Genomic DNA, 18079 nt, shown 5'->3' with positions numbered 1-18079 from the left:
ACGTCCTCGTTGTCAAATTTGATTATCTCCATTTCGGGAGCTGTATACTTTTCCTTCATTTTTCTATCTCCTTTCAATTGCCTGCGTAATCTGTTGCAGCAATAAAGTATTCATAAAGCGCATTAGCCATTGCTACGTCCTTTTTGGGAGCGCCCTCCTTGCTCAGTACACGGTAAGCCCATGCCATAGGAGTAAATAAGTAATCAGTACCCTGATAGTTTACATTGAATGTAGTACCGAGCTGTGTAGGCTTAATACCCGGGATCTCAAAGCAGTACTTTCCGTTTGACCCCTGGAATACCTCAATTACAGAAAACGGTGAGATCACAAGCTTATTGTTTTCGTCATATGTCCACATATCATATGCAGCTATATTGTGGTGTGTATCCTCATACTTAGCTGTATACAGACGAACAGCAAGCTTTGAGTTCAGAACCAGTGAGATACTTGCTACACTTGAATCGAACATCGGTGCATACTTGCTGAAGCTGAATTTGCCGAAAGAAACTGTTGCATTGACGATATCATCAGTGTGATCCTTTACAGCAGGGATATCACCTTTTCCAAAATATGCGGAAGCAGCCTGTCCGTACTGCTTTGCTGCATCTACAAGAGCCTTGAACTTTGCATCTGATGATGTGTCAACAGTATCAAGGTAATCATTTGCTGAGAATGAAAGAGTATCAACAGGTGTTTCACTGCCGCCGTAATAGAGCTCGGCTGTGATAACGCTGTCCATATTGTTAGCAGCAACATTTGCTGTTGCGCAGTATACGTCCTGTCCGTTGATATTTCTGACATAGAGGCTCTGTGTGCCTTCATCTTCGCAGTTGCCCGATATCTTTACCTTGATATCAGCAGCATTGCCCTCATTGATCGTATCAACGATGAAGTTAAGACCGATACCGTCGCTGAGAGTGAGATTCTTTCCGCAGAACTTGGGAGCAGAAAGTCCGATAATGAAAGGATCATTCTGTGTGCCCTTGCCGCCTGTTATATAGAAGCCCTCAGCATCAGCTTCAGGATCTTCACGGGTAATATAAAAGCCGTTATGTACTTCCGTAAACATAGTCTCGCCTGTTTTCCATACATACTGGTTATATTTGTCAGAGCTCTCATATTCTGTTATTTTAAGATCACTGTCGATCTTTACAACAGGATAACCCGAATGAGGATCATCATCGATCTTGAACCATGTATCGCCTGTTACAGCGATAGTATCGCCTTCTCTGTAGAATGTACCCAGTGCAGGTGTCTTTGCTTCTGCAGGTGTCTTTTCTTCTTCTGCTGCATTAGCAACGATAGCACTGCCTGACTTGAAAAAGCCTCCTGCGTTTACAGGCAGTGCACCTGCTGCAAGAGCCATTGACATTATGAGTGCCGCTGTTTTCTTCAAACCATGCTGTTTTTTCATTGTTATGTCCTCCTGATCATTTTAACATAGAATCTAATTAAAAGCAGTTGCGTTTTCTGCTAATAAACGTAATAACATTGTCAATACTGCAATTATTGCATATCGGTATCAAAAAACCAAAATAAAAGGCGTTACAGGCTCAGTTACTGCATTACGTTTTGAGATTGAATATCAGATCTATGAGAAAATAATTTACGGAGTGTATTTATTTAGCCAATAACAACCCTAAGTATTCCAAATTATATCACAGAAAAATCTAAATGTCAATACTTAATTTGTCTTTTCTCAAATTATTTATAAAAAACAGCAATATTTGGAGCTGAAAGAGCAATAAATAGGAAAAACCGCATTCCACATGCAAAAATATCCCGTCCTGAAAAACGTCTGTCCGCAATGCATAATCAAACCAGACACGGAAATACTAACCTCACAAAATCACTATGATTTTTGGAGGTTTTATTATGAAAGCAACAGGCATTGTCAGACGTATCGATGACCTCGGACGTGTGGTCATTCCCAAGGAGATACGCCGCACCATGCGCATACGTGAGGGCGACCCCCTCGAAATATACACAAACAGCGACGGCGAGGTCATATTCAAGAAGTATTCCGCAGTCAGCGAAATGAGCGAGAACGCTGTCTATGTAGCTGATATCATGCATAAGATAGCAGGCTGTCCCGTTATCATATTCGATAAGGACCATGTGGTAGCCTCTGCGGGAGTTCCCCGCAAGGAGTTTGCCGAGCGCCGTGTCACAGTTCAGCTTGAAGAGCTCATGGAGAACCGCGGGCAGTTCTTCTGTCCCGACGGCAGCACAAACAACTTCTTCCCTGCGGAGGGCGTGGACAGAACAGCCATAGCAGCCCTGCCTATCATTACAGCAGGCGATGTTTCGGGAGCTGTAGCCTTTCTCACAAGCGAGAAGTGCACAGAGGTCACAGACCTGCAAAAGAGCCTGATAAACGCCGCCGCCCAGTTCCTTGCCCGTCAGATAGAGGGGTAAAAAAACTCCCACGCTTGTGGGAGTTTTTTTAATTCGGAATGCGGAATTAGAAATTCGGAATTGTAGGGGCGGCGTTCCGCCGCCCGTTGACAGAAAATAAATGAACATTGCCACATATATTTATCCGTGATAATTGCATTAAGACTTGCGGGCGCCCAAAGGGCGCCCCTACAAATAATTTCGGCATAATTGCATTGTCAGGCATACACGGGCGGATAATATCCGCCCCTACAAGCTAACGGCTAAAGGCTAACGGCTTGGGCGAACACAGTTCGCCCCACTTGACAACAGTCCGAACTTATGCTATGATATAAGGGCAAAGACCGTGAACGAATAAAACCTGTGCAGTGCCTGATACAGAGAGTTCCCGTATGGTGTGAGGGAATGAGGGCGCACAGTGACCTACATTCGGGAGTTGCCGCATTGAAACCAAGTAAATGCGGACGGGTATGCCCGTTACAGCTTGACGAGTTCCGCATAAACGGATAAATCGGGGTGGTACCGCGAGTAACTTCGCCCCCGAACAGTAAGACGCTGTTCGGGGGCTTTTATATTTTCCATGCAAGGGGGAAGAATATGAAAAGAGTCATTGCCTATCTCAGCCTTTCCGCGGCTGTGTTCCTTATATCGCTGATGTTTATGCACATCGGCTTCACAAGCCCTGCCAATAACGAGGCGGACTCCCCTTTCATACGAATGATAATATGCACCCTGCTGTGCATAGTGATAATCGGCTTCTCCACACGGTATGTACACCTTATAACTGGACTTGCGGGACTGGACAGCGCTCACCTGAATCTGGGCTTTACTATAGCCATTCTCCTTGCCCTGTTCGTGGAGTTCGTCAGCTTCGGCAATACTACTCTGGAGCCCTACTACGAAGCCCTCGCTGACAGATACAAGGGCGATACAGGCGAGTACTTCTACAGATACTGCAAATACGTTTTCATGGGCGGACAGGCTCTCATTGCAGTCCGCACATTCATACACTCGGCATTTCTTGGTCTCATAAAGACCATTATCAAGCACTGTGACTGATCTTCAAAAGGAGTTTTTATGACCGATAAGATAATTATCAAGGGCGCAAGAGCCAACAACCTAAAGAATATCAATCTGGAGCTCCCCCGTGACCGACTTATCGTCATGACGGGACTTTCGGGCTCGGGCAAGTCCTCACTTGCCTTCGATACCATTTACGCCGACGGTCAGCGCCGCTACGTGGAGAGCCTTTCCTCCTACGCGAGAATGTTTCTCGGACAAATGGAAAAGCCCGATGTGGACAGCATTGAGGGACTTTCCCCTGCTATCTCCATTGACCAGAAGACCACCTCCAAGAACCCCCGTTCCACCGTGGGAACTGTCACCGAGATATACGACTATCTCCGTCTGCTCTACGCAAGGATAGGCGTTCCCCACTGTCCTGTCTGCGGCAGGGTCATCTCCCAGCAGACCATTGACCAGATGGTGGATACCCTTATGGAGCTTCCCGCGGGCACTAAATTACAGCTTCTTGCTCCCATAGTCCGCAACAGAAAGGGACAGTACGCAAAGGAGCTTGAAAGCGCAAGAAAATCGGGCTTTGTCCGTGCAAGAGTTGACGGCATCATGTACGAGCTCAGCGAGGAGATAAAGCTTGACAAGAACAAGAAGCACAACATCGAGATAATCGTTGACCGTATAGTCATAAAAGAGGGCATCGAGTCCCGAATCACCGACAGCCTTGAAACTGTGTTCAATCTCTCGGGGGGACTTGCCATTGCGGACGTCATTGACGGTGAGGAGATTCTTTTCTCCCAGAATTACGCCTGTCCCGAGCACAATATCAGCATCGGGGAGCTTGAACCAGTCATGTTCTCGTTCAATAACCCCGTGGGAGCCTGCCCCAAGTGTACGGGTCTGGGTGTGTTCAGGCACATCGACCCCGATCTCATTATCCCCAACAAAGACCTGTCTATCGAGGAGGGAGCCATAAACGCCTCGGGCTGGAACAGCCTCGACGAGACATCTATCGCTATGATGTACTACCGCGCTATCTCAAAGAAGTACGGCGTGCCCATTGATGTTCCCGTAAGCAAACTGAAAAAGGAACAGCTTGACCTTTTCCTCTACGGCACAGGCGACGAGACCTTGGAGCTGAAACGTCCTGCTTCACTGGGGGGCGGAAGCTACAACTCCCCATTTGAGGGCGTGGTCAATAACCTTGAACGCCGCTACAGGGAGACTTCAAGCGAGTGGTCAAAGAACGAGATAGAGGAGTATATGAGCGAGGTGGAGTGCCCCGTCTGCAAGGGCAAGCGTCTCCGCGACGAGTACCTTGCCGTAACCGTTGGTGACAAGAACATCAGCGACCTCACAGACCTTTCCGTAAAGGACGGGCTGAAATTCTTCGGCGGCTTGAAGCTCTCGGAGCATGACAGCTTCGTGGGTGAGCGCATAATCAAGGAGATAAATGAGCGCCTGGGCTTCCTGAGAAGCGTGGGACTTGAATACCTTACCCTGTCCCGTGCGGCAGGAACTCTCTCAGGCGGCGAAAGCCAGCGCATACGCCTTGCCACACAGATAGGCTCCTCACTGGTGGGAGTTCTCTATATCCTTGACGAGCCAAGCATAGGACTTCATCAGCGTGACAACGACAAGCTCATAGCTACCCTGAAAAGGCTCCGCGATTTAGGCAATACGCTCATAGTGGTGGAGCACGACGACGATACAATGCTTGCCGCTGATTACATCGTGGACATCGGCCCCGGTGCAGGTATCCACGGCGGCGAGGTAGTTTTCGCAGGCACAGTGGACAAGCTCCTCAAATGCAAGACCTCCATAACAGGTCAGTACCTCAGCGGCAAAAAGAAAATAGAGATACCAAAGAAGCGCCGAAGCGGCAATGGCAAATTCCTCACAGTCCGCGGAGCTTCCGAGCATAATCTGCAAAATATAGACGTTTCCATTCCCCTCGGGGAGCTTGTATGCGTTACGGGAGTGTCGGGCTCTGGCAAGTCCTCGCTGGTGAACGAGATAATCTACAAGCATCTTGCGGCAAAGCTTAACCGCGCAAAGACAAGGTGGGGACAGTTCACCGAGATGGAGGGGCTTGAAAATCTGGACAAGGTCATCTGCATAGACCAGTCCCCTATAGGACGCACTCCACGTTCAAACCCTGCGACTTATACGGGCGTATTCGGCGATATACGCGAGCTCTTCGCAAAAACTCCCGACGCAAAGGCTCACGGCTATTCAAGCGGACGGTTCTCCTTCAACGTAAAGGGCGGACGCTGCGAAGCCTGCGAGGGCGACGGCATAATCAAGATAGAGATGCACTTCCTGCCAGATATCTACGTGCCCTGCGAGGTCTGCAAGGGTAAGCGCTATAACCGCGAAACTCTGGATATCCACTACAAGGGCAAGTCCATTTACGACGTCCTTGAAATGACCGTGGACGAGGGCGTGGAGTTCTTCGAGCATATCCCCAAGATAGCCAAGAAGCTGAAAACCTTACAGGAGGTGGGGCTGGGCTACATCAAGATAGGTCAGCCTGCAACAACGCTCTCGGGCGGCGAGGCTCAGCGAGTGAAGCTGTCCACGGAGCTGTCAAAGCGCTCCACGGGCAATACTATTTATATATTAGACGAGCCCACAACGGGTCTCCATACAGCCGATGTACACAAGCTCATTGACGTGCTGCAAAGGCTGACAGACCAAGGAAATACAGTTCTCGTCATCGAGCACAACCTCAACGTCATCAAGGTCGCCGACCACATCATAGACTTAGGTCCCGAGGGCGGCGACGGCGGAGGAACTGTGGTGGCACAGGGTACTCCCGAGGAAGTGGCTCAGTGCGAAAAGTCCTACACGGGACAGTACCTGAAACCGTACCTCAAGTAAACCAGAAGCACCGAAAGGTCGTGATATACATGAAAACGCCCGACGTTTTCATTGCTTATCAATACAGCGTTCACTGAACGCCGATACAAGTTTAATAATGATAAATTATAAAGGAGAAATAAATTATGACTACTTTTGAAGAACTCAAGCGCAGAGGACTCCTCGCGCAGCTAACAGACGAAAAGGAAATTGAGGAGCTTGTCAACGCAGGCAAGGCTACCTTCTACATCGGCTTTGACCCAACTGCCGATTCACTCCACGTTGGTCACTTCATGGCACTCTGCCTTATGAAGCGTCTCCAGATGGCAGGCAACAAGCCTATCGTACTCATCGGCGGCGGTACAGCCATGATAGGCGACCCCTCGGGCAAGACCGACATGCGCAAGATGATGACTCCCGAGACTATCCAGCACAACGTTGACTGCTTCAAGAAGCAGATGAGCCGCTTCATCGACTTCTCCGAGGACAAGGCTATCGTAGTCAACAATGCTGACTGGCTCATGAACCTGAACTACATAGAGGTGCTCCGCGAAGTAGGCGCTCATTTCAGTGTAAACCGCATGCTCACAGCCGAGTGCTACAAGCAGAGACTTGAGCGCGGACTCTCATTCCTTGAATTCAACTACATGATAATGCAGAGCTACGACTTCTACCAGCTCTTCCGGAAGTACGGCTGCAATATGCAGTTCGGCGGCGACGACCAGTGGAGCAACATGCTGGGCGGTACTGAGCTCATCAGAAGAAAGCTTGGCAAGGACGCTTACGCTATGACTATCACTCTGCTCCTCAACTCAGAGGGCAAGAAAATGGGCAAGACCGAAAAGGGCGCAGTATGGCTCGACCCCGAGAAGACCTCACCTTACGACTTCTTCCAGTACTGGAGAAACGTGGACGACGCAGACGTTATCAAGTGCCTGAAAATGCTCACATTCGTTCCCGTTGAGCAGATAGAGGAAATGGAAAAGACCATGGAGGGTGCTCAGTTCAACGCTGCCAAGGAGCTTCTTGCTTACGAGCTCACAAAGCTTGTCCACGGCGAGGAAGAGGCTGAAAAGGCTAAGGCAGCTGCAAAGGCACTCTTCGGCGGCAGCGGCTCAAACGAGAATATGCCTGTGGCTGAGATAGACTCCGCAGACCTTACAGACGGCGCTATCGGACTTCTCACACTTCTGGTAAAGGCTGAGCTGGCTCCCTCAGTGTCCGAGGCACGACGTCTTGTACAGCAGGGCGGCATCACAGTCAACGACGAAAAGAAGACCGACCCCAAGGAAATGATAGTCCTCAGTGGAGAGACGATCGTCCGCAAGGGAAAGAAAGCATTCAAGAAAATTGTTATAAAATAAGTGCTTTTTACGACAAGTATAAATTAATCAAAAAAAATAATTATTTAGATATTTTTTCTTTACGAAACTATTGACAAACTAAAAAAAACAACGTATAATATAGGAAAATCTTAGTTTTCTTCATCATGATAAAGGGGGGCTTTTTTATGAAAAGAAACAGAAAACAAGGTTTTACCTTGATAGAGCTTATAGTTGTTATCGCCATCATCGGCGTACTGTCAGCTATACTCATTCCGTCCATCATCGGATATGTTAAGAAGTCCAAGCGCACCGCCGATATATCCACGGCACATACCATTTATGAGGGTGTACTTGCAGTTCTGGCAGACGATGAGGACATTCAGGACGCTTTTATAAAGAATAATACCAATAAGGGTCAGGTAACTATTTCAAGTGCAGGTTCAAACACCACCTATGATCTCTATGTGGTATGTTCCAAGGACGGTGCCGCAAATGCAGGCGGAAACCATGCTGTATGGTCAAACGGAAGCGCTGACGCCCTGCCGTTTGAAGACGCTCTTAACAATCTGATGGGTTCCGGAAAGTGTCCTGTAAAATACACTAAGTCTGATAAGGGAAAACCACTCAACCGCTGGTTTATCTGTACTCGCAACAACGGTATTGAGGACGCTGAGATCTGGGTAGGAAACGGAAGCAACGATACTCCTATGTACAGACTCTGGCCCAATACACAAAGCGATTATAATTAACGACCGACGTAAGACCAAAGATATTAACTAAGATTTTGAGCCCTGCTGAAAAGGCAGGGCTCTATTTATTGTTCAGTGGTTAGTAGGGGCGGATATTATCCGCCCGTCAATTCATAATGCATAATTATTGTGGGCGAGTAAAACAAGCGTCAACGTGGCAAGGCGGCGCGGGCTCCGCGCTGTAGGTGCTACTTTTGGCAGTACGCTGGCGACAATGAAATGAACATTGCAGCATATATCCGCCCGTGATAATTGCATTATGTCTTGCGGACGCCCAAAGGGCGCCCCTACACTCTCAACTCTCAATTCTAAACTCTCAACTTTTTAATTTTGGGGACTTGAAATTTGACGAGGATTGGTATATAATAAATTATTATAGTGTTAACGGGAGGAAGAAAAAATGAGTTTCAAAATTGGATTTGACAACGAAAAATACCTTAAAATGCAGTCTGAGCATATCAGGCAGCGTATCGCAGAGTTCGGCGACAAGCTCTATCTGGAGTTCGGTGGAAAGCTGTTTGACGACTTTCACGCTTCGAGAGTGCTCCCGGGATTCAAGCCCGACAGTAAGCTCCAGATGTTATTGCAGCTCAAGGACGAGGCGGAGATAGTAATTGTCATCAATTCCGACGATATCGAGAAGAACAAGGTAAGAGGCGACCTTGGCATCACATATGACGTGGACGTTATCCGTCTGCTCAATGTCTTCACCAAGATAGGTCTCTATGTCAGCAGCGTTGTCCTCACAAGATACGACAATCAGCCCACAGCCGACGCTTTCCAGAAGCGCCTTGAAGCTCTCGGCGTAAAGGTCTACCACCACTACAGCATAAAGGGCTATCCTTCCAACCTTAAATACATCATCAGCGATGAGGGCTACGGCAAGAACGACTACATCGAGACCTCACGCAAGCTCGTTGTCATTACCGCTCCGGGACCCGGAAGCGGCAAAATGGCTACCTGCCTCTCGCAGCTCTACCATGAGCACAAGAGGGGACTTAACGCAGGCTACGCCAAGTTCGAGACCTTTCCCATATGGAACCTTGCTCTCCGTCACCCCGTTAATATCGCCTATGAGGCTGCTACTTCCGACCTCAACGACGTTAATATGATAGACCCCTTCCACCTTGAAGCCTACGGCAAGACTACCGTTAACTACAACCGTGATGTGGAGATATTCCCCGTGCTCAACGCTATGTTCGAGACTATTCTCGGCGAATCTCCCTACAAGTCTCCTACGGATATGGGCGTTAATATGGCAGGCAACTGCATAATCGACGACGAGGCAGTCTGTGAGGCTGCAAAGCAGGAGATAATCCGCCGCTACTACACAGGCATGTGCGAGTACAGAAAGGGCCTTATCTCAGAAGACGAGGTAATGAAGCTGGAGCTCCTCATGAAGCAGGCAAGCGTTACAGTTGAGGACAGAAAGGTAGTATCCGCAGCTCTCGCAAAGGAAAAGGCTACTGAGGGACCTGCCGCTGCTATGGAGCTTCCCGACGGAACTGTCATCACAGGACGCACATCGAATCTTCTGGGCGCAGTATCGGCTCTGCTGCTGAATGCGCTGAAGCACTTTGCAGATATCGACGACGATATACTGCTCATGTCTCCTCACGTTATCGAGCCTATCATGGCGCTTAAAGTAAATCACCTTGGCAACAGCAACCCGAGAATGCATACGGACGAAACTCTCATCGCTCTGTCTATCTGTGCAAACACCGACGAGAACGCCAAAAAGGCTATGGAGCAGATATCCAAGCTCCGCGGCTGCGAGGTCCATTCTACAGTTATCCTCTCGGCAGTTGACGAGCGTATCTTCAAGAGACTGGGCATCAATCTCACCTGCGAGCCTAAGTACGAGGCATAGTAGTGATTAGTTATTAGTGCATAGTGATTAGTAGTGGGCGCACAATGTGCGCCCTTTTCTTGTGTTGAAATTTACATGATTATCAGGCATACAAGTGCGGTCGGGGACGCCCGTCCATACAGAACAAAAAGGCTCCTCAGATGAGGAGCTCTTTTCATTGATAGTTGTAAAAGGCAATAAACTTCTCAGAGCTGTATCCGCAGTCCGAAAAGCGCTTTTTTGCCTCATCGGCTGAGACCGCGTCGCGGATAAGTCCCGCAAGCTTTGAATATGTATGCTTTTCGGTGTCTTTAAGCTCGGAAACATCACCGCTTATCAACATCATATTAAAGTTCATTTTCAGGTCCGCAAGACCGTCTGCTGCTATGTATTCTCCGAAATGTGACCGGATATAGTAATAATCAACGCCGTCGCTGCTGCATATGAGCATTACCTGAGACGGTACGTAGGAATCGCAGCCTGTATAGGCTCCGCCCTCAAAATCGCTGATCTTGTGCTTTTCCTTGAACACCTTTACTCTGGTGATATTATCGGGATAATTTGTCTGTTCGCAGTAATTCACCAGATACTTCTCGCCGAGCCCGTTGCTCAGCTCGTAGGTGTACGTAGGATAGTCCTGCAGCCCGCAGCTGAACAGGAACAGTGCCATAAACGGCATTATCAGCAGCAGTGCCTTTCTGAGCTTCAAGCCGTATCCCCCCTGTTTACGCATTAATATATGCTTTTCGCGGACGTCCGCTATTCCCCTTATGCAGTCGGAACGCCTGCTTTCCGCAGTTTTTACCACAGACAAAGCGTGCTGAAATCGTTTATGGTAGTCAGCATATTGAAGATAAAATAAAACGACATTATCAGGACCATACCGATACCGTACTTTATCAGTATGATAAAAACCATATTCATGGGCTTTACGCCGCCCACGGACTTTATGCGGGTGCTTCCCGCTCCGTTATGCTTCAGCTTTTTCACAGACCGCATGGCGAACCTGAAATACAGCCAGTTGGCAAAGAGACAGCACAGAGCCCTCACGCCCATATCGGCTATCATAAAGACATCGTTCATGGTCTTGATAAGATTCTTGTTATCATTTATGAACAGTGCTATATCACTGGGATACTCCTCGATATACATAAGCAGATTTGCGGGAAGATTGAAGATTATCCCAAGAATGGCAGCAAGTATCGCCCAGCCCCACATCTTCCTGTTTGCGAAGAACAGCGACGGGAAGATAAGACTGAACAGATTGAATGAGGGTCTTGCTCCGCTCTCCTTCATCTGCTTGAACTTAGGCACGTAATATATAGTGCTGGGACCTATGAAATCGGAAACGTCCTTTAAAGACGCTCCGCCCATATCCTCATCGGGATCGTAGCCGAGATATTTCAGAGGATCGAAAAGTTCCTCCTGAGTGTATGATGAAAAAGGGTCATGGTGCTGTTCGCCGCTCCCGCCTGCTTTCTCAAAGGGATCGCTGGTAGCCTCGGCAAGGTCGCTGCCGCAGCGCTGGCACTTCTCGTCCGTAGCTCTGTTGGGAAATCTGCATATGGGGCAAACCTTGTACATCTTTTCCTGATGCACACTGCGTTTCCACTTCTCTCCTGTCCCGTGAAGAGCGATATTCGCGCAATGGTTCTCTATTTTATAGCATTCTCTGTGATGAGGCGTGCCGCATTCGGGACACACAACTATATCGTCATCAGCAGTAAAGCTCTTGCTGCAAACGGGACATATCTCTCCGATATAATCCATTTCTAAGCCCCCTTTATTGGAATTACAAATCTTAAATTATATTATACCACTTTTCCACTGTAAAAATCAAGCTTTTTCTGTAATATAAAACACCGAGCCGCAAAAATTCAAAAAAATTCAAAAATACTATGGTAATTTATTCTCATCTGTGATATAATAAATTATATGTGCAGAACTGTCAAAAGTACCTGCAGCAGTATTATGATCGGAGAACAAGTTTTATGATATATAAAAGGTCAGAGCTTGGCGAGGGTATCGGATTTACGTCCATAGTTGACGAAAAATTCAAATCTGACGTGCTTGTGGTATATTTCCTTACCGAGTCAGACGAAAAGACTGCCGCTCTCAATAATCTCGGCACAGGTGTACTTGCGGTATCAAACAGAAAATACCCCACCTATGCTTCACTGAGCGAAAAGCTCTCTGAGCTCTACGGCGCGGGAGTTGGCTCTATCGCCAAGAAAAAGGGCGACGCACAGGTGCTGGGACTCAGCGCCTCATGGCTGGACGACAAATACGCTATCGACGGAGAGGATATCAGCGGTGAAATGGTGTCTGTGGTACACGACTGCCTGTTTGCTCCCAATATTGCCGACGGAGCATTTGACGCCGAATCCTTTGCAATGGTAAAGAAAGACCTTCTTGACAATATAAGCGCAGAGTTCAACCAGAAGCGCGGCTACGCCTTTACAAGAGCCGTTCAGACAGCCTACCGCGGCGAGCCTGCGGCAATAATGGAATACGGCTCACGGGAAGCAGTTCTCTCCTCTACCGCTGAGGAAGCCTATCAGGCGTATCAGGAGCTGCTGAGGACAGCCAAAATAGAGATATATCTCGTCTCACCTCAGGAGGACAGCAAGTTCGCGGATATGTTCCGTGAGAGCTTCGCAAAGCTTGAAAGAGCTCCCAAGGAGGTCAGCATACGCAACCACAGCCCTTTGAAAGCTCAGGTGGAGACAGTTTCCGAGGAATACGACGTGAACCAGTGCAAGGCTGTGCTGAACTTCAAGACCGATTCCGACGACAAGTACGCCCTGAAAATGGTCAGCATCATACTGGGAGAGCTCCCCTTTTCAAAGCTCTTCCTCAATGTGCGCGAAAAGCTTAGCCTGTGCTATTACTGCACCAGCCGCTCTGTGTCCATTAAGGGCTCATTCTTCATCGACTGCGGCGTAGAGAAGAAAAACATAGAAAAGGCAAAGGCTGAGATACTGGCTCAGCTTGAAGAGATAAAGAAGGGCAATATCTCCGAAATGGAGATACAGGGTACCCTTATGGCGCTTGACAACGCCATATTGCAGGTGGGCGACACTCCTGCCTCTTATATCAACTGGTATGCGGACTGCTTCTTCGACAACGACTACTACACCCCCGAGGAACACTACCGCAGATACTGCGATGTGACCAAGGAAAGAATGGTGGAAGCCGCAAAGTCGCTGAAGCTTGACAGCATCTACCTCATGCTCAACAAGGAGGTACAGGAATAATGGAAAAGGAGATCCTTACCGGCGCCCGTACAGGCGACAGCTGTATCCGCGTAAAGCACAGCAGCGGACTTGATATCTACATCTGCGAAATGCCCGGATTCAGTGGTATCGAAGCCCTCTTCGGCACAAAGTACGGCTCTGTGAACACCATGTTCAAGATAGCCGCCGACAGCGAATATACCACTGTTCCCGAGGGTATCGCCCATTTTCTGGAGCACAAGCTCTTTGAGAACGAGGACTGCGGAGTTTTCCAGCTCTACGCAAAAACAGGCGCTTCATGCAACGCCTATACCTCCTTCGACAAGACCTGCTACCTGTTCAACTGCTCGCGGAACTATGAGGAGAATCTGGAAATACTGCTGGATTTCGTCCAGAAGCCATACTTCACAAAGGAAAATGTGGACAAGGAAATGGGCATCATCGGTCAGGAGATACAAATGACCAACGATAACCCAGAATGGCGGGTATTCTTCAATATGCTCAGGGCTATGTACCACGCCCACCCAGTAAAGACCGACATCGCAGGCACTGTGGAGAGCATAGCAAAGATAGACGCAGACCTGCTGTACAAGTGCTACGATACATTCTATAATCTCAATAACATGGTGCTTTCCATTGCGGGAAACATCAGTGCGGACAAGGTCCTGGAGATATGCGACAAGCACCTGAAGCCCTGCAGCGACAAGGGGCTTGAATCCGTATTCCCACCCGAGCCTGCCGAAATTGTCGAGCCCGAGGTACATGAGGTACAGCCCATAGGCACTTCTATCTTCCACCTGGGCTACAAGTGCGCTCCCAAAAGCGGCACCGACCGTCTGAAAGCCGTTTCTGCGGCTTCAATAGTCTCGTCACTGCTCACCGACCCTGCACTTCCCATGTGCAAGCGCCTGCTGAAAGACGAGATAATCAATTCCACCTTCAACTGCGAGGTATTCTACGGCGACGGCTACTTCACCCTGATATTCTCGGGAGAAGCCGACAGCCCCCGGCTTATCCGCGAGGCTGTATTTGCCGAGATAGACCGCCTTATCGCCGACGGCATTAATGAAAAGGACTTCCAGCGCGTAAAGAAGTCTGCCTACGGCGCTATGGTGCGGGAGCTCAACAACGTTGAGGCTGTTGCAAGCCTTATGCTCAACGCTTATATGGAGGGTGTCTCGCCATATGACTCCATAAGCATAATGTCAGAGCTCACCTGCGGAGATGTAATTGAATTTATGCGCACAGAGCTGCGCCGTGACAGATGCGTTCTGTCCGTAATAGAAACGGAGGCTTAATCAATGTCCACAGAAACACTTTTAGAACCACACGAAATACAATTCCCCCACCTTGGCTGGAAATTCAGCATCGATCCTACTGCATTCTCTCTATTCGGCTTTGATATACAGTGGTACGGAATAATCATCACTCTCGGTCTTATCCTTGCACTTATCTACGTTCTTCCCAGAATGAAACGCTTCGGTCTTGACTCCGACAGGGCTATCGACGCCGTTATAGGCGGAGTTATCGGCGGTATCATAGGTGCTCGTATATACTACGTGCTCATGCGCTGGGACGAGTATAAGGGTGACTGGAAGTCCATAATCAACACCCGTCAGGGCGGTCTTGCAATTTACGGCGGTATCATAGGAGCCCTTTTAGTGGGACTGCTCATATGCAAGATACGCAAGGTCAAAAAGCTCCCCATGCTGGATATCACCGCACTGGGCTTGCTCATAGGTCAGGGCATAGGACGCTGGGGCAACTTCTTCAATCAGGAAGCCTTCGGCACTAACACCGATTCATTCCTGGGCATGACAGGCGGCACTATACAGCGCACTATCAGCGACGGTATGCAGATGGGCGGAGACATGTACAACAACGGTCTCAATATGCTGTGGGAAAAGCCCGTACACCCCTGCTTCTTCTATGAATCCGTATGGTGTCTGCTGGGCTTTGTCATACTGGCATTCTGGTCAAAGCGCAGAAAGTACGACGGTCAGATATTCCTCATGTACCTTGCATGGTACGGCGCCGAGCGCTTCATCGTTGAGGGGCTCCGCACAGACAGCCTAATGCTGGGCAATATCCGCATCTCACAGGCTCTGTCAGCAGTTATCTTCGTAGCTTCCGTGATACTCCAGATAGTGCTCTTCTCCAAAAAGAAGCGCGACCCCGAGTGTATGCCCCTGTACGTTAATACAGAGGAATCACACCACCTCATCGAAGAGTCACGCCGCAAGAAAATGGGTATCTCCCATGAGGACGCCAAGATAGACGGCATTGACGACGACGAGCTGGATATACTTAACGATGATGACGATGATTTCGACGAGTCTGAGCTTGACGCTCTCAGCGACGATGACGACGACGACTTCGATGACGACGATGATGATGAAGCTCCCGCAAAGCCTGCGGAGGCTTCTGAAAATAAAGATGATGACACAGAGGACGAAAAGTCCGATGAAAACAAGGAGGATAAATAACCATGGCACAGCTAATCGACGGAAAAGCAGTTTCAGCAGCAGTAAAAAATGAGGTAGCAGAGGAAACAGCAAAGCTCAGGGAAGAAAAAGGACTCAAGGTAGGTCTTGCAGTTGTTATCGTAGGCAACAATCCCGCTTCAAGAGTATACGTAAACAACAAGAAAAAAGCCTGCGAGGCTGTAGGCTTCCAGTCATATGAGTACGCTCTCGACGAGTCCACAACTCAGGAGCAGCTCCTCGACCTCGTTAATGTACTCAACCGCGACGACAGAGTAAACGGCATACTGGTACAGCTCCCGCTGCCAAAGCATATTGACGAAAAGGCAGTTATCAACGCTATCTCTCCCGACAAGGATGTTGACGCATTCCACCCTATCAACGTGGGCAAGATAATGATAGGCGAATACTCATTCCTGCCCTGTACTCCGGCAGGCGTTATGCGCCTTATCGAGAGCACAGGCACAGATATCACAGGCAAGCAATGCGTAGTTATCGGCAGAAGCAATATCGTGGGCAAGCCTCAGGCTATGCTGCTTCTCCAAAAGAACGGCACAGTTACTATCTGCCACTCCAAGACCAAGAACCTCAAGGAAGTATGCCTCGGCGCTGATATCCTCGTTGTTGCCATTGGTAAGGCTAACTTCGTAACAGGCGACATGATAAAGGAGGGCGCTGTTGTTATCGACGTAGGCATGAACCGCCTCGACAACGGCAAGCTCTGCGGTGACGTTGAGTTCGAGTCCGCCGAGAAGAAGGCTTCATTCATCACTCCCGTCCCCGGCGGCGTAGGTCCTATGACTATCGCTATGCTCATGAAGAACACCCTCACAGCTGCTAAACAGCAGGCGGGGATTGAATGAGCCGTTAACCATTAGCCGTTAACTTGTAGGGGCTGCCTTTGGCAGTCCGCAAGTCTCAAAAAGACCTCAAATGACCATTTGTAGGGGACGGCGTCCTCGACGTCCCGTTAATTACGTTGCAAATAACGTGAAATCATTGTAGGGGCGGATATTATCCGCCCGAAAAATAAAAGCGCAGCAGGTATTATCCTTGCTGCGCTGTATTTTTATTATGTCATGGAGTCCATGTCATATTCACACCAATAATTGTCCAATCATTTTTGTTATCAAAGCTAAAAACGATGCTTCTTTCCTCGTCGGTGAAAACAGTTGATGTTTCTGTATAATTAAATATATTTTCAGATTCTTTGAAAGTCGGTTCGCCGCTGTTTGCGACCAGTTCATCAGCTGTAAGATTATAAGGGAAAGAAAATTCAAAATTATTACTATAAGCCCCTTTTTCTTTATCAGTTTCGTTTTCACCATAGTTTACGTAACAAAGAACACAATCTTTCATAGGGGTTCCTTCCTCTTTAAGATTGCAGAAATACAAATCTACTCCTCCAAACAATACTTTTCCACTTATATTATATTTAATTGCACAGCCAGCCACGTGCGGATCACCGTAAAAGCTTTCTTTCCACACCTTATCGTAATTGTCCTTTGGTTCTAAGCCTGCGTCAAGGAAATCCTGTAATGTAGATACGCCGAGCGTCATCAAATGACCGTTATACTTAAAACTCATGTTATTAAAGTCAACGTATTTGTCGCTGAGCTCTTTTGGAACAGCCGCCTCTGTTGCTGCTTCTGTGGTTATTTCTTCCGCTGCTTCTGTGGTTATTTCTTCCGCTGCTTCTGTTGTTACTTCGGCTGATTTTGTTGCTTCTGTCGCCTTTTCCGAAGTCTTTTCGCTTGTTTTAGCCTCGCCGCAGGCTGTAAGTCCCAGCATTGCCACGACTGCTGCTGCGATAAACTGTTTTTTCATGTAAATTTCTCCTTTTTCGCCTGTTATCAGGCTTTATTCATTGTCAATTATAGCACCGACCGCAGAAGCCGTCAACAAAAAAAAAAATTAACCATTAAATCATGCGTTTGATTAAATTTCAGAAATATCAACAGCAATATATTAGTTATAACGCTCACCGTATGTTGCTGTACGTCAATTATTGCGGCGCAGAGCCTTTGACCTATGCAACACATAAAAATGATCCAATTTGTAGGGGAGCCCGAGGGCGGGCTCTCCTACAAGCTAACGGCTCGGGAGAGCACTGTTCGCACCTACTAACCACTAATCACTAATAACTGATAACTAAAAAGCG

14 protein-coding genes and 1 other annotated feature are annotated in these 18079 nt (G+C 48.2%); of the genes, 10 read left to right on the top strand and 4 right to left on the bottom strand.

What is annotated here, in order from left to right:
• Window positions 1–73: 73 nt before the first annotated feature.
• Entirely contained in the window at window positions 74–1414 is a 1341-nt protein-coding gene (locus tag N774_RS0115185; protein ID WP_024862058.1) for a hypothetical protein, read from the bottom strand.
• Between the two features lie 461 nt (window positions 1415–1875).
• Between N774_RS0115185 and N774_RS0115180 the strand changes: the two genes are divergently transcribed.
• The 6 genes from N774_RS0115180 to N774_RS0115155 all read left to right on the top strand — a co-directional run bounded on the left by N774_RS0115180 (window position 1876) and on the right by N774_RS0115155 (window position 10220).
• Window positions 1876–2418, top strand: a complete 543-nt coding sequence (locus tag N774_RS0115180; RefSeq protein ID WP_024862057.1) for a stage V sporulation T C-terminal domain-containing protein — start codon at window positions 1876–1878, stop codon at window positions 2416–2418.
• Window positions 2419–2734: 316 nt separating this feature from the next.
• Window positions 2735–2942 (top strand) — a binding site (T-box leader).
• 52 nt (window positions 2943–2994) lie between these two features.
• Complete coding sequence (locus tag N774_RS0115175) at window positions 2995–3456, top strand: hypothetical protein (RefSeq protein ID WP_024862056.1); 462 nt, start codon at window positions 2995–2997, stop codon at window positions 3454–3456.
• 18 nt (window positions 3457–3474) lie between these two features.
• Window positions 3475–6297, top strand: a complete 2823-nt coding sequence (uvrA, locus tag N774_RS0115170) for an excinuclease ABC subunit UvrA (protein ID WP_024862055.1) — start codon at window positions 3475–3477, stop codon at window positions 6295–6297.
• A gap of 125 nt (window positions 6298–6422) precedes the next feature.
• A complete protein-coding gene (gene tyrS, locus N774_RS0115165) occupies window positions 6423–7640 on the top strand; it encodes a tyrosine--tRNA ligase (RefSeq protein WP_024862054.1) in 1218 nt (405 codons plus the stop codon).
• Window positions 7641–7786: 146 nt separating this feature from the next.
• Entirely contained in the window at window positions 7787–8350 is a 564-nt protein-coding gene (locus N774_RS18495; protein ID WP_024862053.1) for a type II secretion system protein, read from the top strand.
• A 400-nt stretch (window positions 8351–8750) separates the two neighbouring features.
• Entirely contained in the window at window positions 8751–10220 is a 1470-nt protein-coding gene (locus N774_RS0115155) for a DUF1846 domain-containing protein (protein WP_024862052.1), read from the top strand.
• Between the two features lie 154 nt (window positions 10221–10374).
• On the opposite strand, the gene N774_RS0115150 is transcribed toward N774_RS0115155, so the two are convergent.
• Window positions 10375–10908 carry a hypothetical protein gene (locus N774_RS0115150; RefSeq protein ID WP_024862051.1) on the bottom strand — a complete coding sequence of 178 codons (534 nt, stop codon included), beginning with the start codon at window positions 10906–10908 and terminating at the stop codon, window positions 10375–10377.
• Between the two features lie 92 nt (window positions 10909–11000).
• Window positions 11001–11969, bottom strand: coding sequence for an RING finger protein (locus N774_RS0115145; protein ID WP_024862050.1), 969 nt, complete (start codon window positions 11967–11969; stop codon window positions 11001–11003).
• A gap of 221 nt (window positions 11970–12190) precedes the next feature.
• Between N774_RS0115145 and yfmF the strand changes: the two genes are divergently transcribed.
• Genes yfmF through folD form a run of 4 tightly spaced genes read left to right on the top strand, consistent with a single transcriptional unit; the run spans window position 12191 to window position 16781 of the window.
• Window positions 12191–13456, top strand: coding sequence for an EF-P 5-aminopentanol modification-associated protein YfmF (gene yfmF / locus N774_RS0115140; RefSeq protein ID WP_024862049.1), 1266 nt, complete (start codon window positions 12191–12193; stop codon window positions 13454–13456).
• Window positions 13456–14733, top strand: a complete 1278-nt coding sequence (gene yfmH / locus N774_RS0115135) for an EF-P 5-aminopentanol modification-associated protein YfmH (protein ID WP_024862048.1) — start codon at window positions 13456–13458, stop codon at window positions 14731–14733. Before yfmF ends, yfmH begins: the two co-directional genes overlap by 1 nt.
• A gap of 3 nt (window positions 14734–14736) precedes the next feature.
• Entirely contained in the window at window positions 14737–15921 is a 1185-nt protein-coding gene (gene lgt / locus N774_RS0115130; protein ID WP_024862047.1) for a prolipoprotein diacylglyceryl transferase, read from the top strand.
• Between the two features lie 2 nt (window positions 15922–15923).
• Entirely contained in the window at window positions 15924–16781 is an 858-nt protein-coding gene (gene folD / locus N774_RS0115125; protein ID WP_024862046.1) for a bifunctional methylenetetrahydrofolate dehydrogenase/methenyltetrahydrofolate cyclohydrolase FolD, read from the top strand.
• A 214-nt stretch (window positions 16782–16995) separates the two neighbouring features.
• On the opposite strand, the gene N774_RS18490 is transcribed toward folD, so the two are convergent.
• Window positions 16996–17745, bottom strand: coding sequence for a hypothetical protein (locus N774_RS18490; protein ID WP_024862045.1), 750 nt, complete (start codon window positions 17743–17745; stop codon window positions 16996–16998).
• Window positions 17746–18079: the final 334 nt, after the last annotated feature.

Source organism: Ruminococcus flavefaciens AE3010 (genome assembly GCF_000526795.1).
In the GTDB taxonomy this organism is placed as follows: Bacteria; Bacillota; Clostridia; order Oscillospirales; family Ruminococcaceae; genus Ruminococcus; species Ruminococcus flavefaciens_D.
This window is presented reverse-complemented; position numbering and strand designations above follow the sequence as displayed.